The sequence below is a fragment of the Psychroflexus gondwanensis ACAM 44 genome, from assembly GCF_000355905.1.
GTDB classification, from domain to species: domain Bacteria; phylum Bacteroidota; class Bacteroidia; order Flavobacteriales; family Flavobacteriaceae; genus Psychroflexus; species Psychroflexus gondwanensis.
The window spans coordinates 231,369-256,121 of the sequence record NZ_APLF01000009.1 but is presented as its reverse complement, the minus strand read 5'-3'; the positions used below and the strand labels follow the sequence as shown (position 1 = coordinate 256,121).

Below are 24,753 nucleotides of genomic sequence, written 5' to 3'. Positions count from 1 at the left end.
TATGTTTTTTGATGATTTTAACCTACTTAAATCGATTTTATTGAAGTTAATTTCAATTACAGTATTTTGCTTTAGATTATTACGATATAAGCTTAGAATCCAATTTTAGTAAAATTATATATTACTTTAACACAAATTAAACTCATAAAGAGAATCCATAGATTTAATTTGATAAAAATTTAAAGAAATGAAATTACTCAATTTATGTTTTTCCTTTGTTCTCATTCTTACAACAGTATCCATATCTGCACAGGATTTTAAAGATCTAGATAAAAGTCCCATGGATGCTGTCATCACAAGGAATCAAGACAACTCCCCACTCGCTAGAATCATTTATAGCAGGCCAAAAAAGAAGAATCGTGTTATCTTTGGAGAATTAGTTCCTTATGGTAAAATATGGAGGACTGGAGCAAACGAAGCTACAGAAATCACATTCTATGAAGATGTCCTTTTTAACAGTGAAAAAGTAAAAGCTGGCACTTACGCCCTGTACACCATTCCTAATAAAGAAAACTGGGTGGTTATAATTAACAAAGCAATCAACACATGGGGAGCGTACAGTTATGACGACTCTTTAGATATATTAAGAACAAGTGTGGAGGCTAGAAATACAGCCGCCACCATCGAGGATTTCTCAGTTACTTTTAAACCTACCAAATATGGCTCCGACCTTTTGATGGGTTGGGATGATACTTTTGTGGAAATTCCAATTCAGAAATTATAGTTCAACCACAAACGAACGTAATTTAATCTTACACTACCTCCTCATTAGGAAATGAGGAGGTAGTGTTTTTAAAGGTTTATTTCATGGACTCTAGTATCTCCTTAATATCCTTTTCGGTCGTATCTGGATTGATAAAGCAAAACCTAGCACAGGTGATTTCACCATCTTTCCCAGTCCATTTGGTAGGAGTTACTAAGGCAAAACCACTATCGTGATTGGTATAGGTCCATTCTCTATAATCTTCAGCAGTCCAACCTAGTCTAGAAAATAAAACACAGGATAATCCAGGTTCTCGAACCAGTTCGACAAAAGGCAACTGTTCAATTTGTTTAGCGGCGTTATTTGCTAATTCAAGCCCTCTTTCTATTGCTACAGTATATCGGTCTGTCCCGTGCATCGCCAAAGAATACCATAAAGGCAACCCTCTAAGGCGTCTTGTCAATTGAATTTGATAATCTGATGGATTAAAACCCTGAGCTCCTTCGTCTTTAAAAATATCTAAGTAGGCTCCTTTTTGCGAATGGGCATTTCTGGCCAGATCCATGTCTTTATAAATAATCGCTCCACAATCGTAAGGAGAGAACATCCATTTATGAGGATCTATAGTCACACTATCTGCTTTTTCAATACCATTAAAAAGATGTCTTACCGAGGGAGCAGCCAAAGCTGCACCACCATAAGCAGCATCCACGTGGAACCATAAATGTTCTCGCTTGCACACTTCGGCAACACCACTCAAATCATCGATAATCCCAGCGTTTGTAGTTCCTCCTGTCGCTACCACAGCAAATAATCGTTTCCTGTCAAATGCAGACAGACCTTCAATTTCTTTTTCCAAACACTGCTGTGTGAGTTTATGTTCATCGTTATTATCTACAGTAAAAATATCGGCATCAATAACTTGCGCCATAGATTTTACTGAAGAGTGGGCTCCACTAGAAGTAATGATCAAGCCCTTCAAGGCTTTATTCTCATCTTCTAATGACCTCCAATACTCTCTTGCCGTAACTATAGCTGAAAGATTGGCAGCAGTTCCCCCACTGGTAAAAACTCCAAAAGTTCCTTCTGGCATTCCCGTAAGAGAGACCAACCACTCCATGGCTCGATTTTCGCAAAAGATACCACCACCGCCAGTCATCCAATAGGCGCCATGAATACTTGCAGCCGAGGTTACTAAATCAAATAACACTGCAGCACGTGTTGGAGCAGCAGGAACAAAAGCCAAATGTCTTGGATGGTCTACAGGCACTGCGGCTTTCACCAAAACATCTCTAAATAACTGAAACGCTTTCTCACCTCCAATACCTTCTTTGGTAACGGTGTCTCCAACAAGTTCTAAAAGCTCTTTTTCCTGTTTTGGCTTACCCAACTCAGGAGAAGTGTTCGATATTCTATTGATGGCATATTTCATGATGTCGAGAGTCATTTCGACAGTCTCCATATCTACAGCGTGCATGCTTTTCATAACTTAGTGTTTTTTATTGTAAATAGCTAACTCCAAACAGAGGAACTTCATTTGAAAAGGGTCCAGTTCTTCTATTAATTTAGGGATTAAGCGCTCTCCATAATCTATGTAGATTTCACTAAAATTTAGGGATCGCTCTTGAAGTGATTGCTTTGGAAATAACATCTGTTGTAATTCCAAAACACGTTCGTTCTCCGACTTTAATTTACGCTTTTGTGCTTTCAGCAAACGCTTCTCGAGATGATCTAGGCCATTTTTTTGCTTTTTCTCTTGTGCTGCTACAGCACCATAAAACGATTCATCTGTTTTTTTAGCCAACTCGTATAAATCTTCAAATTGCTTTTCTAGGGCTTGTTTCTGCTTACTAAAATCGATATCTATCTTTGAATTTTTTTTGGTATGCTGGGCTTCTAACTGATCCGGTGAAAGAAAGAGATCTTGAATTTTAGTCCCTAATTTATTCAGCTTACTAGAGGTTTTATCTGAATATAGCAGGACCGAATTTCTTAACACGAGAGAAGGAAAAGTCACCTGTTCCGCTTCAAAATAAGATTTTAATTCCAACCAATAAGCCAACTCACCTCCTCCACCTATGTATGCTAGATTTGGTAAAATCACTTCTTGGTAAAGCGGCCTTAAAGCTACGTTGGGCGAAAAGCGCTCTGGATGTTGATTGACCGAATCTAAAAGTTCTGTTTCTGTGAACTTTATATCGGTATCCAACACGTGGTAGTATTCATCTTTTTGGACTATTCTCGATCGTATTTTTTCATGCAAATAAAAAAGATTGATTTCTCTTGGATTCACTTGAAGGCCATACCCAAGTTTGGATAATTTATCGGATTGCTTCTCGATTTGACGAAAAGCAGTGTGATACACCAAATCATTTTTTATTTCCTTACTAAACTTGGACTTTAAGCGTGCATCATCAGCATCCAAAACAACCAACCCGTAGTCTCCAAATAATTCGTTAGCTAAAAACTGTGTAGCTTCAGCAAGGGTTTCATGCTCTAGATAGGCCACTTTAAACAGACCTTTTAGATATTCAGCATTATCACTTTTCCCAAATTCAGTTTCAATGGTTTTGCTAAGTTGGTCCAGACCCGCTGTAGATAAATGACCTACAGCACCTTCAGCATTGGTTTTCCACTCTAGCTTTTTGTGTTGATAATTAAAATAATTGATTTCTTCAAAATCATGGTCTTCTGTGGCCATCCAGTAGACAGGAACAAAATTGAAATCTGGATAGTTTTCCTTCAGCGATTTAGCTAAATTTAGTGTGGAAACTATTTTATAAAGAAAATAAAGCGGGCCTGTGAATAAATTAAGCTGGTGCCCAGTGGTTACTGTGAATGTAGAAGAATCATGAAGGGATTCAATGTGAAATTTGGTATCTTCTGATGTCGATAGGGATTGGTACTGTTCTTTGAGAACTTCAACTAAAACTTTTCGGTTGTCTTGGTTATAGCTCTTCTGCTTTTCAGAAATTTGATCTTTGAAACTTTCAATGGATGGGAAACGATTATAAAACGGCTTTAAATCTTGGCTTTGCTCGATATAATCTGAAATAAGATCACTAAAGAAACCTGTTGAACGAAAAGGTAAACAGTCGGCCATAAATTTAAGTTTGAATCCTCACAAATATAAATGAGGGATATGAAAAAGCTTTAAAAGTTAAGTTAATTCAAAATAGCTTCAACAGAAACAGGCTCTCCATACAAATCAAAATCAGCAGCTTCAGTCACTTTTATTTGAGTGAATTCTCCCGTTTTTAAGTAATGTGCTTTGGCATCAATAAGAACTTCATTATCCACATCAGGGGAATCATATTCCGTTCTTCCTACAAAATAGTTGCCTTCTTTTCGGTCAATCACACATTTGAAGGTCTTCCCAATTTTTTGCTGATTCAATTCCCAAGAAATTTGAGACTGAATCTCCATAATTTCATTGGCACGTTGCATTTTAACTTCCTCAGGCACATCATCCTCAAGGTTATAAGCATGTGTATTTTCTTCGTGAGAATAGGTAAAACAGCCTAGACGCTCAAAACGCATCTCTTGTACCCATTGTTTTAGCTCTTCAAAATCTTCTTCAGTTTCACCAGGATAACCTACGATAAGGGTCGTTCTGATAGCCATCTTAGGAACTTCTTTTCTAAACTTAATAAGCAAGTCTGTTGTTTTTTTATGGGTAGTTCCTCTTCGCATAGATTTCAGCAAGTGATCTGAAATGTGCTGTAACGGAATATCGATATAATTACAGACTTTCGGCTCTTCTCTTATAACGTCAAGGACGTCAACAGGAAAACCAGTTGGAAATGCGTAATGTAAACGGATCCATTCTATACCTTCTACTTTGACCAATTCCCTTAGCAATTCAGCTAAGTTTCTCTTTTTATATAAATCAAGCCCGTAATAAGTCAGATCTTGAGCAATCAATATTAATTCCTTAACTCCTTTCGCCGCTAGGCTTTTAGCTTCTTTCACGAGATCTTCGATCGGTGTAGATTTGTGGCCTCCTCGCATTAGAGGAATTGCACAAAATGAACATGGACGATCACAACCTTCAGCAATTTTTAGGAAAGCATAATTTTTTGGAGTCGTCGTTAGGCGCTCGCCAATAAGTTCGTGTTTGTAGTCTGCTCCTAAGGCTTTAAGTAGCGCTGGAAGTTCGGTTGTTCCAAAATATTGGTCTACGTTTGGTATTTCTTTTTGAAGGTCTGGCTTATAACGTTCTGACAAGCACCCTGTCACAAACACTTTTTTAACCTCACCCTTCTCTTTTTTCTGAACAAAATCAAGAATTGTATTAACAGATTCTTCTTTTGCATTATCAATAAAACCACAGGTATTTATCACTACTATATCGCCCTCAGTTTCGTGAGCAACCTCTTTACCATTGGCTTTAAGTTGTCCCATCAAAATTTCGGAATCGTAGATATTTTTACTACACCCTAGTGTTACTACATTGATTTTATTCTTCTTTATTGATTTTGTCCTCATCTGCTTCTTGAAAATTTGTTTGCAAAGATACAATCTCTTAGGTTGTAATATAATTTAACAGCCTTAAACCTATGATAAAAGCTTAAGACTATCTATTTTTTACAACAGCTTAGATTGTATTATGGATCCAAACGATTAAATCTTGTTCATAATAACGCATAGCAGAAATAATAACTATGCTGCCTAAAGCATAAATCCAATTGGTAGAGTTGGATTTCAAAAAATAGAACCCCAATAAGCCAAGAACGACCAAGGGAAGAGCTACTAATAAATTGGCCATCACCCAACCTCCTTGAAAAATAGCTGATAGCTTAAGAATTAAAAAAAAAGCGGAATAGATCACGATTATTTTAGTGATAATCAATTTATTCTTGTCCGATGAAAAAGGCCTTGGGTTTTGGTCTGTCATAATTATTTATTACTAAAAAAAGAATCTACAAATTCATACTTATTAAAGATCTGAAGGTCATCAATACCTTCACCAACACCTATGTACTTCACCGGGATTTTGAATTGATCACTAATTCCTATCACAACACCACCTTTGGCTGTGCCATCAAGTTTAGTAATCGCTAAGGCTGTGACCTCCGTAGCAGCGGTAAACTGTTTAGCTTGTTCAAAAGCATTTTGACCGGTAGAACCATCCAAAACCAAAAGAACTTCATCAGGAACATTGGGCGTAACTTTTTGCATGACCCGTTTAATTTTTGTGAGCTCATTCATCAAGTTCACTTTATTATGTAAACGACCAGCAGTATCCAAAATTACAACATCAGCATCTTGCTTTATGGCGCTCTGGACTGTATCGAAAGCTACGGATGCAGGATCACTTCCCATTTTTTGTTTTACGATAGGCACCCCTACACGATCCGCCCATATCTGTAGTTGTTCCACTGCAGCGGCTCTAAAGGTGTCCCCAGCTCCCAAGACTACTTTTTTACCCTTCATCTTGTATTGTTTCGCCAGTTTACCAATAGTGGTTGTTTTACCTACACCATTCACACCCACAACCATAATAACATAAGGTTTTTTACCTTCTGGCAATTCCAAACTCTCGAGTTCTCCATTTTCAGATTCACTCAATAGCCCAGCAATTTCTTCCCTTAAAATTAAATTAAGCTCGTCTGTACCTAGGTACTTATCTCTAGCTACTCTCGCCTCTATTCTTTCAATAATTTTAATGGTGGTTGAAACCCCTACATCACTAGAGACTAAAATTTCTTCTAAGTCATCAAGCACACTCTCGTCTACCTTGGATTTTCCAGCTACCGCTTTACCCAGCTTACCAAAGAAATCTGATTTAGATTTCTCGAGACCTTCATCTAATTTATCTTTTTTTTCTTTGGAAAATATTTTTTTGAAAAAACTCATTTCTATGTTATAATTCTATTTACCTCAACCTATAGTTGATTATGACCACAAAGATAGTTAAAAACAAAAAAGCCATTACATAAAATGCAACGGCTTCTCGTATAATAAAGTCTTAAATTTAATTGCTCTTTATGAAGTCATTGACTTCTTCTGGAGTCATAATTTTTTCTACATAAACATAAGCACCAGATTTTGGTGATTTTACCATTTTAATAGCTTTGGTAAGTCTTTTTGTTCCTGTCTGTATTGTACCAACCGATTTCTTTGCCATATCTTATTTAATTTCTTTGTGAACAGTCATTTTCTTCATTATAGGATTGAACTTTTTAAGCTCTAATCTATCTGGAGTATTTCTTTTGTTCTTTGTTGTAATATATCTTGATGTCCCTGGAAGGCCAGATTCTTTGTGCTCTGTACATTCCATAATTACTTGAACTCTATTCCCTTTCTTTGCCATAATATAAATGCTTTATAATCTCTATTTTGTCAAGAATCCTTTAGCACGTGCATCTTTCAAAACAGCGTGAATTCCTTTTTTATTGATGGTTTTCAAAATAGAAGTGGATACTTTTAAAGTTATCCATTTATCCTCACCTGGGATATAAAATCTTTTCTTAACCAAGTTGACGCTAAATTTACGTCTAGTTCTATTTAATGCTTTGGAAACATTATTTCCGGACATTGCTCTTTTTCCAGTAAGCTCACAAACTCTTGACATTATATATACTTTTATGTGTTATTAAAAACAGGATGCAAATTAACGACATTTTTCTCAATTAGAAAAAATAAATTTCAGAGTTTTTTAATTTTTTAAAATAGCTTCATAAATCAGCTCTAGCGCTTTATTCACTGCTTTTTGAGTCACTCTCTCTCGGTGTTTTCCAAATTGATATTCGTGAACTTCTGTTTTTTCTGGTGAAGCAATAGCAATAAACACCGTTCCAATCTCTGCATCACTATCTCCTTTAGAAGGACCCGCGTTTCCAGTTGTTGCAATAGCATAATCAGCTTTAAACATCGCTTTGGCTTTGTTGGCCATTGCTTCGGTAATTTCTAAACTCACTACGGAGTACTTAGAAATAAGATCCTTTGAAATATGTAGGACATCATTTTTGGCAGAGGTTGCATAGCTGACAATCGATCCTTTAAAATAAGCAGAAGCACCAGGTATTTCAGTAAATTTTGATGCTAATCGTCCTCCTGTACAACTTTCTGCTGTAATTAGTGACTGTCCACGATCCACAAAGGCTTGAGCGATGCGCTCTTCAAGAGTTTGCTCATCTTCATATCCTTTTATAATATCGCCTATAACTCTGTTTAGACGCTCAACAGCGGTATTTAAACCCTCTTTAAGCAGCTGCTCATCCTCTCCTCTGGCGCTCAATCTTAACCTTACTCGTCCTAAGCTTGGCAAGTATGCTAATTTTATAAATTTAGGCAACTGATTTTCCCAGTCTTCGATACGCTCTGCAATAGCACTTTCTCCTAGCCCATAGGTGAGAACCGTTTTATGAATGATATATGGTGTTCTAAATCGATCTTTAAGTCTAGGTATAACCTGCACGGCCAATATGGATTTCATTTCATAAGGAACTCCTGGCATAGAAATATAAACGACGCCCTTTTTTTCAAACCACATTCCTGGAGCAGTCCCGTATTCATTGTGTAAGGTGATAGCTTGAGAAGGAATCCAAGCCTGAGATTTATTGGCTTCCAAAATAGGCGTATTCACATATTTTTGAAAGATGTCCTCGACGTGTGCCAAAACCTTTTTATCTAAGACTAATTCGTCATTGAAATACTCACAAAACGTATGTTTAGTAATATCATCTTTCGTGGGGCCTAGACCTCCTGTTATAATAACAATATTTGAGCGTTTGGACGCTTCTTCAAAAGCTCTTAAAATATGGGACTTCTCATCCTGAATCGACGAAATTTGATACACCTCTACCCCTATTTTATTGAGCTGTTTGGCGATATAAGCTGAATTTGTATCTATAATTTGACCGATGAGAATTTCATCTCCTATAGTGATTATCTCTGCCTGCATAGTGTTATTTTACTTGTATTGAAAAGCATAATGTGTCTTCGATAAAACCCTCTAAATGATCTCCTTCTTCGACTCTTCCGACTCCAGCTGGAGTTCCTGTAAAAATAACATCTCCAATTTTAAGCGTAAAATATTCTGAAACATAAGCAATAAGCTCATCGATTTTCCAAAGCATTTCTGAAGTAGTTCCTGATTGAACTGCAGTTTTGTTTTTTTCTAATCTAAAATCAATGCTATTGAGATCTTGAAAACTGTCCTTAGGCAACCACCTCTCTCCTATAACTGCAGCCCCATCAAAACCCTTTGCCTTTTCCCAGGGTAACCCCTGCTCTTTTAATTGATTTTGAATATCTCTTGCTGTAAAATCTATACCCAAACCTATTTCGTCGTAATATTTATGAGCGAATTTCGTCTGAATATGCTTTCCTACTTTATTGATTTTCACCAGTATTTCAACTTCATGATGCACATCTTTTGTGAATGCAGGAATAATGAACGGATTATTTTTTAATAATACCGAAGAATCTGGCTTTAGAAAAACCACTGGATGTTCAGGCTTTTCGTTTTTTAGTTCAGAAATATGTTTGGCATAATTTCTACCAATACAAATTAGCTTCATAGTGAGAGGATATTATTTAGTAGCCAGTTTTCTCAATTTAATGGCTGTAAGTACTTTTTTGGTATAAAGTGGGAAATCCGAATTTTGAATCCAACCAAAATAGCCAGGTTCTTTCTCTAAGACATCTTCAACTTTTTTACCCTTAAATTTTCCAAACCCAAAAACCTCTTCATCATTTTTATTCATAACGAGAAACCCAGCGAGATCGGCGAATTTCTTATGTGCACTGTAGGTAGATAACCATTTGGTATCATTTTCTAAATCTGGATAACGATCGAGTTGAGATTTCAAAACCTCATAAGTAGCGTTGGTGTCTGCCTCTGCACTATGGGCGTCTGTGAGATCTTTATCACAATAGAATTTGTAAGCTGCTCCCAAGGTTCGCTTTTCCTTTTTATGAAAAATAGTTTGAACATCTACAGCATTTACTTTCTTAAGATCAAAATCAATTCCCGTTCTCAACATTTCTTCAGCTAATAACGGAATATCAAATCTATTGCTATTGTACCCCCCAAGATCACAACCTTTTATCATAGCGTTGATTTTCGGGGCGAGTTCACCAAACTTTGGCTCATTCGCCACATCTTCATCACTTATTCCATGAATTGCAGTGGTTTCTTTTGGAATAGGAATTCCTGGATTCACTTTCCAGGTATAACTCTCTTTATTGTTGTTTTCAAAAACTTTTAAGATCGAAATCTCAACAATTCTATCTTTTGAAATATTAGTCCCAGTAGTTTCTAAATCAAAAAAACAAATGGGCCGGGTTAATTTTAATTCCATGGTGAATCTTTTTTACAAAGTTATGATTTGAAATTAAGGAAATCTTCAAATCTTAAGAAATTGAGATGTTTTTATGAAAGGCCTCTGTTATAGACCTAAAAATTTCAAAAAAAAGCTTAAATTAGGTTTCTCTAAAAAAATCAAATGTCGTTGAAATTTGTATCCTACATGAGCGCCCAATCCAGAGTGATGTCCAGAAAAAGTATTGAAGATTTTTTATTTCAAGTAAGAGAGAAAAATAAACAATTAACGATCACTGGGGTATTGCTTCTTATTCAGGGGAAATTTGTACAATATATAGAAGGTCCTGCTCAAGAAATCGACAAAGTGTATGAATCCATCAGTAAGGACAAGAGACATAAAGACTTGATTCTTTTAGATTCTGGAGACTTGAGTGAACGCCAGTTTAAAGATTGGTCTATGGCCTATAAGGAGGTACAAGACAAACATATAAAAGAAATAGTAGGCCAAGAAAATTTAAATCTTGAAGATATATTTTTAGGAAATACGTCCACCAAAAATCATCCAGTGCTTAAGGTCCTCTATGACTTTGTAAAAACTCTTTCCAGCTAAAAAAAAGCCTTTAGGAAATTTCCTAAAGGCTTTTTCTTAAAATTTAAAATAAACTATTCTTTTCTTAAAATCACAGCTTCCGCTTTTTCGGTAATGGCTTTTGCGTTTAGGCCATATTTATCGAGAAGCATAAGCGGCTCTCCGCTTTCTCCAAAGGTATCGTTAGTCGCAACAAATTCTTGGGGCGCTGGGTGATTGAGAGTAAGTGTTCTAGCTACGCTTTCACCAAGACCTCCTAAAAAGTTATGCTCTTCTGCCGTCACTACACATTTTGTTTTTCGTATAGACTTTAAAATAGCAGTTTCATCTAAAGGCTTTATCGTGTGGATATTAATCACCTCAGCAGAAATTCCTTTCTCATCTAAGATTTTGGCGGCTTCTAAAGCTTCCCAAACCAAATGCCCCGTAGCAATAATAGTCACATCATTGCCTTCAGTTAAATGAACAGCTTTCCCAATTTCAAATTTTTGATCCTCTGGGGTGAAGTTAGCCACTTTAGGACGACCAAACCTCAAGTAAACCGGCCCTTCATATTCTGCAATCGCAAGAGTAGCCGCTTTGGTTTGATTATAATCACAGGTGTTTATCACAGTCATTCCCGGCAACATTTTCATCAAGCCCAAGTCTTCAAGGATTTGGTGAGTGGCACCATCTTCTCCTAAAGTTAAACCCGCATGGGAAGCACAAATTTTGACATTTTTACCAGAATAAGCTACCGATTGTCTAATCTGATCGTAGACTCTACCGGTAGAAAAATTGGCGAAAGTACCTGTAAATGGAATTTTGCCTCCTATAGTCATTCCAGCAGCAATACCAATCATATTGGCTTCTGCAATTCCTATTTGGAAAAAACGCTCTGGATGATTGTCCTTAAATTCATCCATTTTTAAAGATCCTGTTAGGTCTGCACAAAGAGCTACGACATCAGGATTGCTTTTGCCAAGTTCAGCTAAGCCAGCTCCAAATCCAGATCGAGTATCTATATTTCCTGTATTTTTATATATTTTCATGGTCTTTATAATCTAATGTGTAAAAATTAATGTTGTTCTAAACGACTCCTTAGTAATCACCAAGAGTTTCTGGGTTTTGAGAAAGTGCTTTTTCGAGTTGCTCATCATTAGGAGCTTTACCATGCCAAGCATGAGTTCCCATCATAAAGTCTACCCCATTTCCCATCTCAGTTTCCATCAGGATAACAACAGGTTGTTTTTTTCCAGTTAATCCTTTGGCCTCTTCTAGAGCTCCTTTTATGGCGGCGATATCGTTTCCTGCTTTTAATTCTATAACCTTCCAGTCGAAAGCTTCAAATTTCTTCTTAAGATTTCCAAGAGGCAGCACATCGTCTGTAGCCCCGTCAATCTGCTTTTTATTATAATCTATAGTCGCAATAAGGTTATCTACGCCTTTTGATCCCGCATAGAGTATCGCTTCCCAGTTCTGACCCTCTTGTAGTTCTCCATCACCATGAAGACTATAAATAAGATGAGAATCTTTATTCAGTTTTTTGGTCAGTGCTGCTCCTATGGCGACAGACATTCCCTGCCCTAGAGATCCAGAAGCAATTCTTATTCCCGGCAAACCTTCATGAGTTGTTGGGTGACCTTGTAATCTAGAATCAATTTTCCTAAAGGTTTTAAGCTCCTCTACAGGGAAAAATCCAGATCGAGATAAAACGCTATAGAAAACTGGAGAAATATGTCCATTGGATAAAAAGAATAAATCTTCGTTTTTTCCATCCATATCGAAGTTCTTGGAATATTCCATAACGTCTTGATAAAGGACAGAAAAGTATTCTGCACATCCAAGAGAACCCCCAGGATGACCAGAATTTACTTGATGGACTTGACGAAGAATATCTCTCCTTACTTGCGTGACAAAATCTTGTAAATGTTGTGTTGTTGACATGAGATAAATAAGAATTTTATAAGTTGCTCAAAAGTAAGGATTTATTATAAAACAGAGTCCCTCATATTCTGACTTCCTATTATCTGCATCTGTTGAAAATAGTTTTAATAGAGTTGAGTATCTTTGCAGGCTATTGAAATCTATATGACATTCGAATTACTAAGTAAAGACCCCAATTCCAAGGCTAGAGCTGGGAAACTAACCACAGACCATGGCGTTATTGAAACTCCCATATTTATGCCAGTTGGCACTATTGGCACTGTCAAGGGAGTTCACCAAAGAGAACTCAAAGAAGAAATTAATCCTGATATTATTTTAGGAAACACCTATCATCTTTATTTAAGACCAGGAACAGAAATCCTTAAGAAAGCTGGAGGACTTCATAAATTCATGAACTGGGATAGAAATATCCTTACCGATAGTGGCGGTTATCAAGTCTATTCCCTTTCAGCAAATAGAAAAATTAAAGAAATCGGGGTAAAGTTTAAATCTCATATTGATGGCTCAACCCACCTATTCACCCCCGAAAGTGCCGTAGATATTCAAAGGGAAATTGGTGCAGATATTATCATGGCTTTTGATGAATGCACACCTTATCCTTGCGATTATAAATATGCGCAAAGATCTATGCACATGACCCATAGATGGCTAGACCGCTGCATGACTCACATGAAGAGTACCTCACCACTTTATGGACACCAACAAACGCTTTTTCCCATCGTACAAGGAAGCACATATAAAGACCTAAGACAGCAGTCTGCAGAATACATTGCTAATGTTGGGGCAGAGGGCAACGCCATTGGAGGACTTTCGGTTGGTGAACCTGATGATGAAATGTATGCGATGACCGAAGTTGTAAATGCCATTTTACCTGAAGACAAGCCGCGCTACTTGATGGGGGTAGGAACCCCTTCTAATTTATTGGAAAATATAGCTTTAGGGGTGGATATGTTCGATTGTGTTATGCCTACCCGAAATGCCAGAAACGGAATGCTATTTACTTCCGAAGGTACCATTAACATCAAGAATAAAAAATGGGAAGATGATTTTTCACCTTTGGATCCAGCAGGTTACACTTGGGTAGATACAGAATATTCTAAAGCATATTTAAAACATCTTTTCTCCGTCAAAGAATTGTTAGGAAAGCAAATTGCTACCATACACAATTTGGGGTTTTATTTATGGTTAGTAAGAGAGGCTAGGCGACAAATCCAAGCGGGGACTTTTAGAACTTGGAAAGATATTATGGTTAAAAAATTATCGATAAGACTCTAATACTAGAACATTGAAAATTATAGATTGGTACATACTAAAACGCTACTTAACAACATTCGTTGCTTTGCTTTTGATGTTTATACCTATAGGTATCATCGTCAATCTTTCTGAAAAGATAGATGACATCAAAGAAAACGAGGTGCCCCTTGAAGAAGTTCTGGTGTTTTATGGCAACTTCACCATATACTTTGCTAACTTATTGTTCCCTATTTTCCTGTTCTTATCCATCATATGGTTTACCTCCAAATTAGCGAATAATACAGAAATCATTGCCATTTTAAGCTCTGGTATTTCATTTTCGAGGTTTTTAAGACCCTATCTTATCGGTGCTACTTTAGTTTGTGGCATTGCCCTTATGTTTACTATGTATTTGGTGCCCAATGCAAGTCAAGGGTTTAACGAATTTAAATATCAGTATTTCAAAAAAGGCAAACAATCGCAAGAGACACAAAATGTTTATCGGCAAGTCAATGATAACGAGTTTATTTTTGCTACCAACTTTCAACCCAGTACAGGTACCGCTAGAAACTTTACCCTAGAACATTTTGAAGGCCAAGAAATGACTTTTAAAATCTCAGCATCTCGATTAAAATTCAATGCTAAAGATTCCACTTATACTTTAAATAATTTTGAAAAGAGAATCATAAATGAGAGGGAAGATCTTATACGGAGACAGTCTTCTTTAGATACCATTTTACCTTTTGAATTTGGTGAATTAACTCCAGTTGAATATATCGCCGAAACTCTAGATTATGGCGAATTAAAAGACTTTATAGCAACTGAAAAGCGAAGAGGATCTGCCAATATTAGCAGTTATCAGATTGTAGCCTATAAGCGGTGGAGTGTTCCAGTCTCTGCCTTTATTCTCACCATCATTGCAGTCTCTGTATCGGCGATGAAAAGACGAGGAGGTATGGGCGCTAATCTAGCGATAGGAATTGTTATTGCTTTCGCCTATATCTTTTTGGATAAAGTTTTTGGAACTATTGCAGAAAAATCGACATTCTCTCCATTGATCGCGGTTTGGTTCTCCAATATTTTGTTTGGTGTTTTGGCTATTTATTTACTTATCAAAGCGAAACGCTAATCTCAAATTTATCATTTAAACAGACATATCTTTTATATATTTGCGAACTGACTTTTAAAGAAACACACTGTATTCATGGAATATTTAGATTTTGAATTACCGATTAAAGCCCTTCAAGAGCAATTCGAAAAGGCCTGCGAAATAGGTGAAGATAGTGAGGTAGACGTCACAGATACTTGCAAGCAGATCAAGCTTAAACTAGATAATAAAAAGAAAGAAATCTATTCCAACCTCAATGCTTGGCAAAGAGTTCAATTATCTAGGCATCCTAATAGACCCTACACCTTGGATTACATCAACGCTATTTGTGGTTCTACCTTTATGGAGCTGCACGGCGATAGAAACTTTGGCGACGATAAAGCTATGATTGGCGGACTTGGTAAAATCAATGAACAAAGTTTTATGTTTATTGGTCAACAAAAGGGTTACAACACAAAAACCCGCCAGTACCGAAACTTTGGAATGGCCAATCCAGAAGGGTATCGAAAGGCCTTACGCCTGATGAAAAAAGCAGAAAAGTTCAATTTACCAATTGTCTGTTTTGTAGATACTCCTGGAGCATTCCCCGGGCTTGAAGCAGAAGAACGAGGACAAGGTGAAGCTATTGCCAGAAACATCATGGAAATGAGCCAACTTAAGGTTCCTGTTATCGTCATCATCATTGGAGAAGGCGCTAGTGGCGGAGCTTTAGGAATAGCTGTTGGAGACACTGTGATGATGCTAGAAAACACTTGGTATTCTGTAATTTCTCCAGAATCTTGTTCTTCTATCTTATGGAGAAGCTGGGAACATAAGCAAACAGCCGCAGAAGCGTTGAAGCTTACAGCGACCGATATGAAAAAATTGAAGATTATCGATAAAATTATTAAAGAACCTCTTGGAGGTGCACATAGTAATAGAGAGAAAACTTTCGAAATTGTCACGAAATCTATTCTGGCAGAATTGGAAGAATTGAAAAAGTTATCCCCAGAAGAATTAGTGCAGAAACGGATGCAAAAATTTGTTGATATAGGTGTTTACCATGAGTAAATCCTAACATAGCTCAATTTATACCAAAATCCAGATACTATTTATCTGGATTTTTTTAGTTATCCACATAAATTTTTAGTTATCAACAGGTTGCTGTGGAAAAAGTTGAGTGTTAAGCTGATACTTTTTACACGTTCTTCGTAACCTTTTATTTACATTCGTATTATGGAAAACGCAACCCAATCTTCATTCAAGGATTCTCCAAAAGGAGATGTTATCAGTTTACAAAAAGGTAAAATACCTCCACAAGCTACTGACCTTGAGGAGGTTATACTTGGAGCGATGATGATTGATAAAAAAGGGGTTGATGAAGTAATAGATATCTTACATCCCGACGTTTTCTACAAGGAAGCCCATAAAAATATTTATGAAGCCATTATACTCTTGTTCGAGAAAGGAGACCCGATTGACTTATTAACGGTTTCCACAGAATTAAAAAAACAAAAAAAGCTACAAGCCTCAGGTGGTGAATATTACCTCATCCAACTCACTCAAAAGGTATCTTCATCGGCGCATATTGAGTATCATTCTAGAATTGTTCTGCAAAAGTACATTCAAAGATGCCTGATTAAGATTTCTAATGAAATTATAGAAGAATCTTACGATGAAGGCACCGATGTTTTTGATCTTTTGGATCATGCAGAATCCAAATTGTATGAGGTCACCCAAGGAAACATCAAGCGATCTTCGGAGACTGCTCAAAACTTGGTCATGCAGGCCAAAAAACGAATAGAAGAAATCTCCAATAAAGAGGGATTGAGTGGTGTGCCTTCAGGATTTACAGATTTAGACAAGTTAACTTCAGGATGGCAACCTAGTGATCTTGTGATTATTGCTGCTCGTCCTGGTATGGGTAAAACGGCACTTACACTTACCATGGCAAGAAATATTGCCGTTGGCCAAAATATCCCCGTAGCCTTCTTTTCTTTAGAGATGTCTTCCGTTCAGTTAATTACACGTCTTATTTCTTCTGAAACTGGATTGAGTTCAGAAAAGCTTAGAACCGGAAATCTAGAGCCTCACGAATGGGAACAATTGAATGTAAAAGTAAAATCGCTAGAACAAGCTCCTCTCTTTATCGATGACACCCCCTCTTTATCTATTTTTGACTTGAGAGCAAAAGCACGACGACTTTCTTCTCAACATGGTATCAAATTGATAGTAGTGGATTACTTGCAGTTGATGACTGGTGGCGGATCTCAAAAAGGAGGAAATCGTGAACAAGAAATTTCTAGCATCTCCAGAAACTTAAAAGCCCTAGCAAAAGAATTAAGCATTCCTGTTTTGGCATTATCTCAACTCTCTAGAGCTGTAGAAACAAGAGGTGGCAGTAAGCGACCATTGCTAAGTGACCTTAGAGAATCTGGAGCTATCGAACAAGATGCCGATATTGTCTCTTTTATTTATCGTCCTGAATATTATGATATTGACGAGTGGGATGATGACGATCAATCTCCTACCAAAGGTCAAGCTGAATTTATTATTGCAAAACACAGGAATGGTGGCTTGGACAATATTCGTTTGAAATTTATCGGTCAGCTCGGTAAATTTGAAAACTTAGATAATTTTGATTCTCCTTTTGAAATCAATTCTAGCATGAATGCAGCGAAATCGGAAACCCCTTCTTTCCCAAATGCTGAAGATGTCTTTGGTACACCGTCACCAGGTCAAAATATGGATAGCAACGACGATGAAGTCCCTTTTTAAAACTACTCACCTATGAAGAGTTTGCTTTTTAGTCTAGTATTTCTGATGAGCTTTACGGGGTATTCCAAGTTCATCCTAATTCCTATGGATTTTGAAACCCAAGACAATCACCTAAAAGCTTACGGCATTTCGTATTGGTTGTTGGAAAAAGAGCAAAAAATACAATGGCTACTTAACTATAGAGGCGGTTCTTTTTTATCTCCTTATTCTGAAGATTTAGAACGCGAATGCACCATTAGAGGCGTATCTTTTGAAATTAAGTCCGATGCTGAGACAAAAAAAATTTTAGAAACCATCAACAGTCCTTCTCAAAACATGGAAGCGGTTCTTCTCGAAAAAGCACCAAAAATCGCAGTCTATTCTCCACAAGGTAATGTGCCATGGGATGATGCTGTGACTATGGTTCTGGAATTTGCAGAAATCCCCTACGAAACCATCTACGATGAAGGTGTTTTGAATGATGAATTGCTATTGTACGATTGGCTCCACCTCCACCACGAAGACTTTACGGGCCAATACGGGAAATTCTATAGGGCTTACCGCTCTGCTCCTTGGTATATTCAGGAGAAAAAAGATGCTGAAGCTTTAGCAGAGTCGCTAGGGTATACTAAAGTGTCTGAAGCCAAATTAGCTGTTGCCAAAAAGATCAATGCGTATGTGATTGGTGGAGGCTTTATGTTCGCCATGTGCAGTGCGACCGATTCTTTTGATATTGCTCTTTCTGCTGAAGGCACCGATATCTGCGAGCCTATGTTTGACGGCGATCCTTCAGATTCTGGTTACCAAAATAAAATTGACTATTCTAAAACTATGGCTTTCACCGATTATATCCTAGAAAAGGATCCTATGGTTTATGAATACTCGTCCATAGATATGACCAGTACCAGAAATATCCCGAAGGCTAAAGATTATTTCACTTTAATGGATTATTCAGCAAAATGGGATCCCATTCCTACAATGCTCTGTCAAAATCATACTGCAGTGGTAAAAGGTTTTATGGGGCAAACCACAGCCTTTAAGCCTAATCATATTAAATCTAATGTTCTTGTAATGGGTAAAAATAAGCTCAATGACGAAGCAAGATACATTCACGGCATAAAGGGAAAAGGTTTTTTCACCTTTTACGGTGGACACGATCCAGAGGATTATCAACACAGAGTAGGCGATCCAAGAACAGAATTGGAATTACATCCCAAGTCACCTGGCTATAGACTTATACTCAATAATATTTTGTTTCCTGCTGCTGAAAAGAAAAAGCAGAAAACCTAGGAGACTTTATTCAAAGATTTTTTTCTTACGCAGCTCAAAATTCTGACCTAAATAAACTTTTCTAACCATTTCATCGTTAGCCAATTCTTCAGGCTCACCATGCTTTAGAATTCCACCCTCAAACATGAGGTAAGTTCTATCTGTAATCGCCAATGTTTCCTGAACATTGTGATCTGTAATTAAGATACCAATGTTTTTATTTTTAAGCTGGGCAACAATTTTTTGAATATCCTCCACGGCTACAGGATCTACACCAGCAAAAGGTTCATCTAGGAGAATAAATTTAGGGTCTGTGGCTAAAGCCCTGGCAATCTCGGTCCGACGTCTTTCTCCACCAGACAAAAGGTCACCCCTATTTGTTCGAATATGATTCAAACCAAATTCACTAATAAGAGATTCCATTTTTTCTTCTCTTTCTTTCTTATTAAGGTCTGTGAGCTCCAAGACACTCATGATATTATCTTCAATACTCAATTTCCTAAATATTGACGCCTCTTGAGCAAGATAACCAATACCATTTTGAGCCCTCTTATACATTGGAAATTTCGTGATGTTCGTCTTATCAAGGTAGATATGACCCGCATTGGGTTTTATCAAACCCACGATCATATAAAAAGAGGTCGTCTTTCCTGCACCGTTAGGACCCAGAAGTCCAACGATTTCTCCCTGAGTGACTTCAACACTTATACCTTTAACGACCTTAACGCCTTTGTAGGCTTTAATTAAGTTTTCAGCTCTTAATGTGGAACGGTTTGGATTCATGACTGTATATTTTTAGAAGATTTTACACCAAACATAATCATCTCAACTACACCAATTAAAATAATCGAGTAGGCTAATAGCTCAATACTTTCTTCAGAAGCATCTTTAACCGGTCGCATAAAATCTCTTAAAGCAATAACCTTTTCTCCATTCTCTTCAATAACATACTTGTCATGGGTATCCCTTAACAAGTCTATCCATATCAGTTTACGCCCATAGAGTCTTGAAAAAACATGAAGGATAATAAGTCCTGAAAAGAAAAAGGCAAACCCATAGGTTTTTGATATTGCTACAAATTCAAGAATGAATTTTTTCCAATTTCTGATGACCATAACGACAATCAACACTAGAATGATGAGGGCTAGAACCTGCCAAGCTTTATCAAATAACTGTGTATTTAGCCAAAAATCAAATTCTCTAACGAAATGAACCCCAAGAAACCCTGCCAATGTCAAGTTAAAGATTTTAAAGTCTTTAGCCTTCGAGCTAAACACAATTAAAAGAATGGAGCTCACAAAAAGCAAAATTTCTTGTGTGATTTCAATAAGAGAATCTTCTTTCACTTCACCTTCAGCAAAGTCAAATTGAATGACTAAAGCCATAATAAACATGAGGCCTGCATATGCAAAAAGTCTAACTATGGTTGGTAATAGTGGTTTCATACCCAAAAATTAGTTGTTTTATTCTGTTTTTCCAAACTTCTGTTCTAAAGCTTCCCAATATTCAAAAGCCCTTCTTAGGTGAGGAATAACTATCGTCCCCCCTACCAAAATACCAATACTTAGAGCCTCAACAACTTGAGCTCTTTTCAGGCCTTCTTTATAAGAGGACTCTAGGTGATATTTCACACAATCATCACATCTCAAGACCAGAGAAGAAACTAGACCTAATAATTCTTTGGTCTTTACGTCCAAAGCTCCTTCTGTAAAGGAATTGGTATCTAAGTTAAAAATTCGTTTAAGAACTTTATTGTTTTCATCTAAAATCTTTCCATTCATTTTGGCTCTATACGCCTCAAATTCATCTACTAAATCCATCATAATTATTTATTTTTTTTTCTTTTTTCTTCTTTACGTTGCTTTCTTAAAACCAATTTGGAAATGAAAATGCTCACTTCATATAAAACCAAAACCGGTATTGCAACAATCACTTGGCTGGCGATATCTGGAGGAGTTATTAATGCTGAAATAATCAATATAAACACCAAAGAGTACTTTCGGTTTTTCCTTAAAAATTCTGGGGTTACCAAGCCTACTTTGGTTAAAAAATATATGATAACAGGCAGTTCGAAAATTAATCCACTAGCGAGTACAGAGGCTCTTACCAAACCTATATAGCTGCTTAAATCGAAATCGTTGAAGACTTCTTGACTCACGGTATAACTCCCTAAGAAATTAACCGATAAAGGAGTGATGACATAATATCCAAAGAAGACCCCTAAGAAAAACAAGAATGAGGTGACAATGATAAACCACCTTGCATTTTTCTTCTCTGAAGAGGCTAATCCAGGGGCTATAAAAGCCCAAAATTGATAGATAACATAAGGAAAAGCTATTATAAAACCAGCGGTAATAGAAGTCCAAATGTGAGCACTAAATTGCCCAGCCATGGTCCTACTTTGTATTCTGAAAGGAAGCTCATCGAAACAAAAACTTTCTTGCATTCCAAAGTACTCGGAAATATTACACAACACACTATAGGTATAAAAATCTGCCCGCTTTGGTCCAAATATAATCACATCAAAAATGAAAGACTTCAACCCAAAAGCAATGGCACCCCCAATAAGGATGGCGATTGTTGCTCTCAATAAATGCCATCTTAGATCTTCAAGATGATCTAAAAAAGACATTTCGTTTGGGTTTTTCTTTTGCTTGGATTTAGCCATATTATATAATGCCTTCTTTTACGAGATTATGAAGGTGGACCACTCCAGCATATTTTCCATTTTCATGAGAGACGAGTTGCGTAATATCATAGGTTTCCAAAAGATCTAGGGCATCAATAGCCATCGCAGAGTTGGCAATAGTTTTAGGGCTTTTGGTCATTATATCTTTAGCTTTCAGTTTGGTGAAGTTATCAGTAGTACTTAACATCCGCCTCAAATCTCCATCTGTAATAATGCCAACAACTTCTTCATTTTCTATAACTGCAGTCACCCCAAGCATATTTCTTGAAATCTCAACAATAACATCCTTAAGAGGCGTTTCTGGGTTCACCTGTGGTTTCATATTTTGTGAGGTGATATCGCTTACTCTCAAGTAAAGCGTTTTACCTAAAGCTCCGCCTGGGTGGAATTTCGCAAAATCATCACTTGAAAATCCGCGTAATTTCAATAAACATACCGCTAATGCATCTCCCATCACTAATTGAGCTGTTGTGCTAGTGGTAGGGGCCAGATTATTAGGACAGGCTTCTTTTTCAACAAATGTATTGAGTACAAAATCAGCTTGCTTACCCAAAAAAGAATCTTTGTTTCCTGTAATCGCGATTAATGTATTTTTGAAATTTTTGATAAGCGGTGCAAGGACCTTTATTTCTGGCGTATTCCCGCTTTTTGAAATACAAATTACAATATCGTCTTTTAAAATAGTTCCAAGATCGCCGTGAATGGCATCTGCAGCATGCATAAAAACAGCAGGGGTTCCCGTTGAATTTAAAGTCGCTACAATTTTAGTAGCAATAATTGCACTTTTACCAATGCCGGTAATAATTACCCGTCCTTTAGAGTCAAAAATAGACTTCACAGCGTCAGAAAAAGACTTATCGATTGAAGCTTCAAGGTTTTGTATTGCCTTGGACTCCATTAGTATTATATCTTTGGCGTAAGATTGTATCGCTACATCTTCCATAATTTGCTATATTTAATAATTGCACGCTTGTAAAGAATGCGTATATTTAATTTTGCAAAGGTAAATAAAACTAAATAGTAATATTTCAATTGGAACAAATCAATTTACATCAAGAATTAAAGAAATACTTTGGTTTTAACGAGTTCAAAGGTCTTCAGGAACAGGTTATAAAAAGCATTATTGCGAATAAAGATACATTTGTCATCATGCCAACTGGTGGAGGCAAATCTTTATGTTATCAACTACCCGCATTAATTAAGGAGGGAACAGCCATAGTCGTCTCTCCACTTATAGCCCTTATGAAAAACCAAGTGGATGCGATGAGAAATATTTCTGATCACCACGGGGTTGCCCATGTTTTGAATTCATCTTTGAATAAAACACAAGTCAAGCAGGTCAAGGAAGATATTTCTAGCGGCATTACCAAGCTGGTCTATGTTGCTCCAGAATCTCTTACTAAAACTGAATACATCGAGTTTCTAAAAGGCGAAACTATTTCTTTTTTAGCCATAGATGAAGCCCATTGTATCTCGGAATGGGGGCATGATTTTAGACCTGAATATCGAAACTTAAAAAATATTATTGAACGCATAGGAGAGAATATTCCTATAATTGGTCTTACAGCTACTGCGACTCCTAAAGTTCAAGAAGACATCCTTAAAAACCTAAGGATTCCAGATGCTACAACCTTCAAGGCTTCTTTTAACAGACCAAACTTATACTACGAGATTCGTCCAAAAACAGATGATGTAGATTCTGACATTATAAAATTTGTTAAGAAGAACTCGGGTAAAAGCGGCATTATCTATTGCCTAAGCAGAAAGCGAGTAGAGCAATTGTCACAAGCTCTTCAAGTCAATGGTGTTAAAGCCGTTCCCTATCACGCTGGACTGGATGCTAAAACAAGAAGCAGGCATCAAGATATGTTTTTGATGGAAGATATAGATGTCGTAGTGGCAACTATTGCTTTTGGGATGGGCATCGATAAACCCGATGTTCGATTTGTGGTTCATAATGACATTCCAAAAAGTATAGAAAGTTATTATCAAGAAACTGGAAGAGCAGGAAGAGATGGTGGTGAAGGCCATTGTGTTGCCTACTATAATCATAAAGACATAGAGAAGCTTGAGAAATTCATGAGCGGAAAGCCTATTGCTGAACAAGAAATAGGTCATGCTTTACTACAAGATGTGGTTGCTTTTGCTGAAAGTTCTATTTCACGGAGAAAGTATATTTTACATTATTTCGGTGAAGAATTTGATAATGAAACCGGTGAAGGTGGTGACATGGATGATAATGTACGCTATCCTAAAAAGAAAAAAGAAGCTAAAGATGACGTGGATTTAATACTAAAAGCGGTAATAGAAACCGGACAATTATTTAAATCTAAAGAAATAGTTCACACCATTTGCGGAAAGACCAATGTCCTCATAAAATCTAATAAAGCTGAAAAGCTTAAGATTTTTGGAGCTGGCAAAGGTAAACCTGCAAGCTACTGGACAGCTTTATTGCGCCAAGTGATCATTTCAGGATTCCTTAAAAAAGAATTGGAGTCTTATGGAGTTGTCAAATTACAACCTAAAGGAGAAGAGTTTTTAAAGAACAATACTTCTTTCATGATGACAGAAGATAATGACTTTAGCAACCTATCGTCTATCAACACATCCGCCAAACCTTCTGGAGGAACCGACGAAAGGCTACTAAAGATGCTAAAAGATCTTAGAAAAAAAGTAGCCAAAAGAAAGGAAATCCCCCCATTTGTGGTGTTTCAAGATCCTTCTTTAGAAGACATGGCTTTAAAATATCCCATCAGCTCAGAAGAAATGGTCAACATTCATGGTGTTGGTGAAGGCAAGGCTAAAAAGTTTGGAAAAGAGTTTATACAGTTGATTCAAGATTATGTTGAAGAAAACGATATTTTAAGACCAGACGATTTGGTAGTAAAAAGTACTGGTGCCAATAGTGCTAACAAGCTATATATTATTCAAAACATAGACAGGAAACTACCATTAACGGACATTGCTGATGGCAAAGGTTTTGAAATGAAGCAATTTATTAAAGAAATGGAAGCTATTGTATTTAGCGGAACTAAATTAAACATCAATTACTGGCTAGACGATATTTTAGACGAAGACCAACAAGAAGAAATTCACGATTATTTCTTGGAAGCCAATTCAGACAGTATTAACGAAGCTATTGAAGAGTTTGATGGTGATTACGATGAAGAAGAACTGAGATTATATCGAATAAAATTTATTAGCGAAGAAGCTAATTAAATTAAAA

26 protein-coding genes are annotated in these 24,753 nt (G+C 36.8%); 8 read left to right on the top strand and 18 right to left on the bottom strand.

Features of this window, described 5'->3' with window-relative positions:
- Window positions 1-187: 187 nt before the first annotated feature.
- A complete protein-coding gene (locus tag PGOND44_RS10040; RefSeq protein WP_003441000.1) occupies window positions 188-724 on the top strand; it encodes a DUF2911 domain-containing protein in 537 nt (178 codons plus the stop codon).
- A 76-nt stretch (window positions 725-800) separates the two neighbouring features.
- Here PGOND44_RS10040 and PGOND44_RS10035 read toward each other — a convergent pair whose 3' ends face one another.
- The 11 genes from PGOND44_RS10035 to PGOND44_RS09990 all read right to left on the bottom strand — a co-directional run bounded on the left by PGOND44_RS10035 (window position 801) and on the right by PGOND44_RS09990 (window position 10,014).
- Complete coding sequence (locus tag PGOND44_RS10035; RefSeq protein WP_003440997.1) at window positions 801-2,189, bottom strand: pyridoxal phosphate-dependent decarboxylase family protein; 1,389 nt, start codon at window positions 2,187-2,189, stop codon at window positions 801-803.
- Window positions 2,190-2,192: 3 nt separating this feature from the next.
- On the bottom strand, window positions 2,193-3,806 hold the full coding sequence (bshC, locus tag PGOND44_RS10030) for a bacillithiol biosynthesis cysteine-adding enzyme BshC (protein ID WP_003440994.1): 1,614 nt from the start codon (window positions 3,804-3,806) through the stop codon (window positions 2,193-2,195).
- Window positions 3,807-3,868: 62 nt separating this feature from the next.
- The gene (rimO, locus tag PGOND44_RS10025; protein WP_040555993.1) at window positions 3,869-5,191 is read right to left on the bottom strand and encodes a 30S ribosomal protein S12 methylthiotransferase RimO; all 1,323 of its coding nucleotides are present in this window, start codon (window positions 5,189-5,191) and stop codon (window positions 3,869-3,871) included.
- A gap of 109 nt (window positions 5,192-5,300) precedes the next feature.
- Complete coding sequence (locus PGOND44_RS10020) at window positions 5,301-5,600, bottom strand: hypothetical protein (RefSeq protein WP_003440987.1); 300 nt, start codon at window positions 5,598-5,600, stop codon at window positions 5,301-5,303.
- Window positions 5,601-5,602: 2 nt separating this feature from the next.
- Window positions 5,603-6,562, bottom strand: a complete 960-nt coding sequence (gene ftsY / locus PGOND44_RS10015) for a signal recognition particle-docking protein FtsY (protein ID WP_003440984.1) — start codon at window positions 6,560-6,562, stop codon at window positions 5,603-5,605.
- Window positions 6,563-6,680: 118 nt separating this feature from the next.
- The gene (locus tag PGOND44_RS15345; protein WP_003440981.1) at window positions 6,681-6,833 is read right to left on the bottom strand and encodes a DUF4295 domain-containing protein; all 153 of its coding nucleotides are present in this window, start codon (window positions 6,831-6,833) and stop codon (window positions 6,681-6,683) included.
- Between the two features lie 3 nt (window positions 6,834-6,836).
- Window positions 6,837-7,019, bottom strand: coding sequence for a 50S ribosomal protein L33 (rpmG, locus tag PGOND44_RS10010; protein ID WP_003440979.1), 183 nt, complete (start codon window positions 7,017-7,019; stop codon window positions 6,837-6,839).
- Window positions 7,020-7,040: 21 nt separating this feature from the next.
- Window positions 7,041-7,280 carry a 50S ribosomal protein L28 gene (gene rpmB / locus PGOND44_RS10005; RefSeq protein WP_003440977.1) on the bottom strand — a complete coding sequence of 80 codons (240 nt, stop codon included), beginning with the start codon at window positions 7,278-7,280 and terminating at the stop codon, window positions 7,041-7,043.
- An 84-nt stretch (window positions 7,281-7,364) separates the two neighbouring features.
- Window positions 7,365-8,612, bottom strand: a complete 1,248-nt coding sequence (locus tag PGOND44_RS10000; RefSeq protein WP_003440972.1) for a competence/damage-inducible protein A — start codon at window positions 8,610-8,612, stop codon at window positions 7,365-7,367.
- A gap of 4 nt (window positions 8,613-8,616) precedes the next feature.
- On the bottom strand, window positions 8,617-9,231 hold the full coding sequence (locus tag PGOND44_RS09995; RefSeq protein WP_003440969.1) for a fumarylacetoacetate hydrolase family protein: 615 nt from the start codon (window positions 9,229-9,231) through the stop codon (window positions 8,617-8,619).
- Between the two features lie 12 nt (window positions 9,232-9,243).
- On the bottom strand, window positions 9,244-10,014 hold the full coding sequence (locus PGOND44_RS09990; RefSeq protein WP_003440966.1) for a 3'-5' exonuclease: 771 nt from the start codon (window positions 10,012-10,014) through the stop codon (window positions 9,244-9,246).
- A gap of 144 nt (window positions 10,015-10,158) precedes the next feature.
- Here PGOND44_RS09990 and PGOND44_RS09985 point away from each other — a divergent pair, with 144 nt between their 5' ends.
- A complete protein-coding gene (locus tag PGOND44_RS09985) occupies window positions 10,159-10,587 on the top strand; it encodes a BLUF domain-containing protein (protein WP_003440963.1) in 429 nt (142 codons plus the stop codon).
- A 53-nt stretch (window positions 10,588-10,640) separates the two neighbouring features.
- Here the strand turns inward: PGOND44_RS09985 and PGOND44_RS09980 are convergent, their stop codons facing one another.
- Both PGOND44_RS09980 and PGOND44_RS09975 read right to left on the bottom strand, forming a co-directional pair.
- Window positions 10,641-11,597, bottom strand: coding sequence for a transketolase family protein (locus PGOND44_RS09980; protein WP_003440960.1), 957 nt, complete (start codon window positions 11,595-11,597; stop codon window positions 10,641-10,643).
- A 49-nt stretch (window positions 11,598-11,646) separates the two neighbouring features.
- Window positions 11,647-12,492: a transketolase gene (locus PGOND44_RS09975; RefSeq protein ID WP_003440957.1), complete on the bottom strand. Its 846-nt coding sequence runs from the start codon at window positions 12,490-12,492 to the stop codon at window positions 11,647-11,649.
- 144 nt (window positions 12,493-12,636) lie between these two features.
- Here PGOND44_RS09975 and tgt point away from each other — a divergent pair, with 144 nt between their 5' ends.
- The 5 genes from tgt to PGOND44_RS09950 all read left to right on the top strand — a co-directional run bounded on the left by tgt (window position 12,637) and on the right by PGOND44_RS09950 (window position 18,859).
- A complete protein-coding gene (tgt, locus tag PGOND44_RS09970; RefSeq protein WP_003440954.1) occupies window positions 12,637-13,767 on the top strand; it encodes a tRNA guanosine(34) transglycosylase Tgt in 1,131 nt (376 codons plus the stop codon).
- A 10-nt stretch (window positions 13,768-13,777) separates the two neighbouring features.
- On the top strand, window positions 13,778-14,854 hold the full coding sequence (locus tag PGOND44_RS09965) for an LptF/LptG family permease (RefSeq protein ID WP_040555990.1): 1,077 nt from the start codon (window positions 13,778-13,780) through the stop codon (window positions 14,852-14,854).
- 75 nt (window positions 14,855-14,929) lie between these two features.
- Window positions 14,930-15,883, top strand: a complete 954-nt coding sequence (locus tag PGOND44_RS09960) for an acetyl-CoA carboxylase carboxyltransferase subunit alpha (protein ID WP_003440949.1) — start codon at window positions 14,930-14,932, stop codon at window positions 15,881-15,883.
- A 165-nt stretch (window positions 15,884-16,048) separates the two neighbouring features.
- Window positions 16,049-17,590, top strand: a complete 1,542-nt coding sequence (gene dnaB / locus PGOND44_RS09955) for a replicative DNA helicase (RefSeq protein ID WP_003440946.1) — start codon at window positions 16,049-16,051, stop codon at window positions 17,588-17,590.
- 12 nt (window positions 17,591-17,602) lie between these two features.
- Window positions 17,603-18,859, top strand: a complete 1,257-nt coding sequence (locus PGOND44_RS09950; RefSeq protein WP_003440943.1) for a hypothetical protein — start codon at window positions 17,603-17,605, stop codon at window positions 18,857-18,859.
- A 6-nt stretch (window positions 18,860-18,865) separates the two neighbouring features.
- Here PGOND44_RS09950 and lptB read toward each other — a convergent pair whose 3' ends face one another.
- The 5 genes from lptB to PGOND44_RS09925 are packed head-to-tail and all read right to left on the bottom strand — an operon-like array spanning window position 18,866 to window position 22,470.
- Window positions 18,866-19,621: an LPS export ABC transporter ATP-binding protein gene (lptB, locus tag PGOND44_RS09945; protein ID WP_003440942.1), complete on the bottom strand. Its 756-nt coding sequence runs from the start codon at window positions 19,619-19,621 to the stop codon at window positions 18,866-18,868.
- A complete protein-coding gene (locus tag PGOND44_RS09940; RefSeq protein ID WP_003440941.1) occupies window positions 19,618-20,283 on the bottom strand; it encodes a hypothetical protein in 666 nt (221 codons plus the stop codon). The genes lptB and PGOND44_RS09940 overlap by 4 nt, the downstream gene beginning before the upstream one ends.
- Before the next feature lie 18 nt (window positions 20,284-20,301).
- Window positions 20,302-20,661 (bottom strand): carboxymuconolactone decarboxylase family protein, encoded by a 360-nt coding sequence (locus PGOND44_RS09935; RefSeq protein WP_003440940.1) that lies wholly within the window; start codon window positions 20,659-20,661, stop codon window positions 20,302-20,304.
- Window positions 20,662-20,663: 2 nt separating this feature from the next.
- Entirely contained in the window at window positions 20,664-21,506 is an 843-nt protein-coding gene (tatC, locus tag PGOND44_RS09930; protein ID WP_003440939.1) for a twin-arginine translocase subunit TatC, read from the bottom strand.
- A 1-nt stretch (window position 21,507) separates the two neighbouring features.
- On the bottom strand, window positions 21,508-22,470 hold the full coding sequence (locus PGOND44_RS09925; RefSeq protein ID WP_003440938.1) for a KpsF/GutQ family sugar-phosphate isomerase: 963 nt from the start codon (window positions 22,468-22,470) through the stop codon (window positions 21,508-21,510).
- 89 nt (window positions 22,471-22,559) lie between these two features.
- On the opposite strand from PGOND44_RS09925, the gene recQ reads away from it, so the two are divergent.
- Window positions 22,560-24,746: a DNA helicase RecQ gene (gene recQ, locus PGOND44_RS09920; protein ID WP_003440937.1), complete on the top strand. Its 2,187-nt coding sequence runs from the start codon at window positions 22,560-22,562 to the stop codon at window positions 24,744-24,746.
- The last annotated feature ends 7 nt before the right edge of the window (window positions 24,747-24,753 follow it).

What these genes read in the sequence shown, in the direction of transcription:
- PGOND44_RS10040 (WP_003441000.1), top strand. Translation starts at nt 188, where the DNA reads ATGAAATTACTCAATTTATGTTTTTCCTTTGTTCTCATTCTTACAACA.
- PGOND44_RS10035 (WP_003440997.1), bottom strand. Translation starts at nt 2,189, where the DNA reads ATGAAAAGCATGCACGCTGTAGATATGGAGACTGTCGAAATGACTCTC.
- bshC (WP_003440994.1), bottom strand. Translation starts at nt 3,806, where the DNA reads ATGGCCGACTGTTTACCTTTTCGTTCAACAGGTTTCTTTAGTGATCTT.
- rimO (WP_040555993.1), bottom strand. Translation starts at nt 5,191, where the DNA reads ATGAGGACAAAATCAATAAAGAAGAATAAAATCAATGTAGTAACACTA.
- PGOND44_RS10020 (WP_003440987.1), bottom strand. Translation starts at nt 5,600, where the DNA reads ATGACAGACCAAAACCCAAGGCCTTTTTCATCGGACAAGAATAAATTG.
- ftsY (WP_003440984.1), bottom strand. Translation starts at nt 6,562, where the DNA reads ATGAGTTTTTTCAAAAAAATATTTTCCAAAGAAAAAAAAGATAAATTA.
- PGOND44_RS15345 (WP_003440981.1), bottom strand. Translation starts at nt 6,833, where the DNA reads ATGGCAAAGAAATCGGTTGGTACAATACAGACAGGAACAAAAAGACTT.
- rpmG (WP_003440979.1), bottom strand. Translation starts at nt 7,019, where the DNA reads ATGGCAAAGAAAGGGAATAGAGTTCAAGTAATTATGGAATGTACAGAG.
- rpmB (WP_003440977.1), bottom strand. Translation starts at nt 7,280, where the DNA reads ATGTCAAGAGTTTGTGAGCTTACTGGAAAAAGAGCAATGTCCGGAAAT.
- PGOND44_RS10000 (WP_003440972.1), bottom strand. Translation starts at nt 8,612, where the DNA reads ATGCAGGCAGAGATAATCACTATAGGAGATGAAATTCTCATCGGTCAA.
- PGOND44_RS09995 (WP_003440969.1), bottom strand. Translation starts at nt 9,231, where the DNA reads ATGAAGCTAATTTGTATTGGTAGAAATTATGCCAAACATATTTCTGAA.
- PGOND44_RS09990 (WP_003440966.1), bottom strand. Translation starts at nt 10,014, where the DNA reads ATGGAATTAAAATTAACCCGGCCCATTTGTTTTTTTGATTTAGAAACT.
- PGOND44_RS09985 (WP_003440963.1), top strand. Translation starts at nt 10,159, where the DNA reads ATGTCGTTGAAATTTGTATCCTACATGAGCGCCCAATCCAGAGTGATG.
- PGOND44_RS09980 (WP_003440960.1), bottom strand. Translation starts at nt 11,597, where the DNA reads ATGAAAATATATAAAAATACAGGAAATATAGATACTCGATCTGGATTT.
- PGOND44_RS09975 (WP_003440957.1), bottom strand. Translation starts at nt 12,492, where the DNA reads ATGTCAACAACACAACATTTACAAGATTTTGTCACGCAAGTAAGGAGA.
- tgt (WP_003440954.1), top strand. Translation starts at nt 12,637, where the DNA reads ATGACATTCGAATTACTAAGTAAAGACCCCAATTCCAAGGCTAGAGCT.
- PGOND44_RS09960 (WP_003440949.1), top strand. Translation starts at nt 14,930, where the DNA reads ATGGAATATTTAGATTTTGAATTACCGATTAAAGCCCTTCAAGAGCAA.
- dnaB (WP_003440946.1), top strand. Translation starts at nt 16,049, where the DNA reads ATGGAAAACGCAACCCAATCTTCATTCAAGGATTCTCCAAAAGGAGAT.
- PGOND44_RS09950 (WP_003440943.1), top strand. Translation starts at nt 17,603, where the DNA reads ATGAAGAGTTTGCTTTTTAGTCTAGTATTTCTGATGAGCTTTACGGGG.
- lptB (WP_003440942.1), bottom strand. Translation starts at nt 19,621, where the DNA reads ATGAATCCAAACCGTTCCACATTAAGAGCTGAAAACTTAATTAAAGCC.
- PGOND44_RS09940 (WP_003440941.1), bottom strand. Translation starts at nt 20,283, where the DNA reads ATGAAACCACTATTACCAACCATAGTTAGACTTTTTGCATATGCAGGC.
- PGOND44_RS09935 (WP_003440940.1), bottom strand. Translation starts at nt 20,661, where the DNA reads ATGATGGATTTAGTAGATGAATTTGAGGCGTATAGAGCCAAAATGAAT.
- tatC (WP_003440939.1), bottom strand. Translation starts at nt 21,506, where the DNA reads ATGGCTAAATCCAAGCAAAAGAAAAACCCAAACGAAATGTCTTTTTTA.
- PGOND44_RS09925 (WP_003440938.1), bottom strand. Translation starts at nt 22,470, where the DNA reads ATGGAAGATGTAGCGATACAATCTTACGCCAAAGATATAATACTAATG.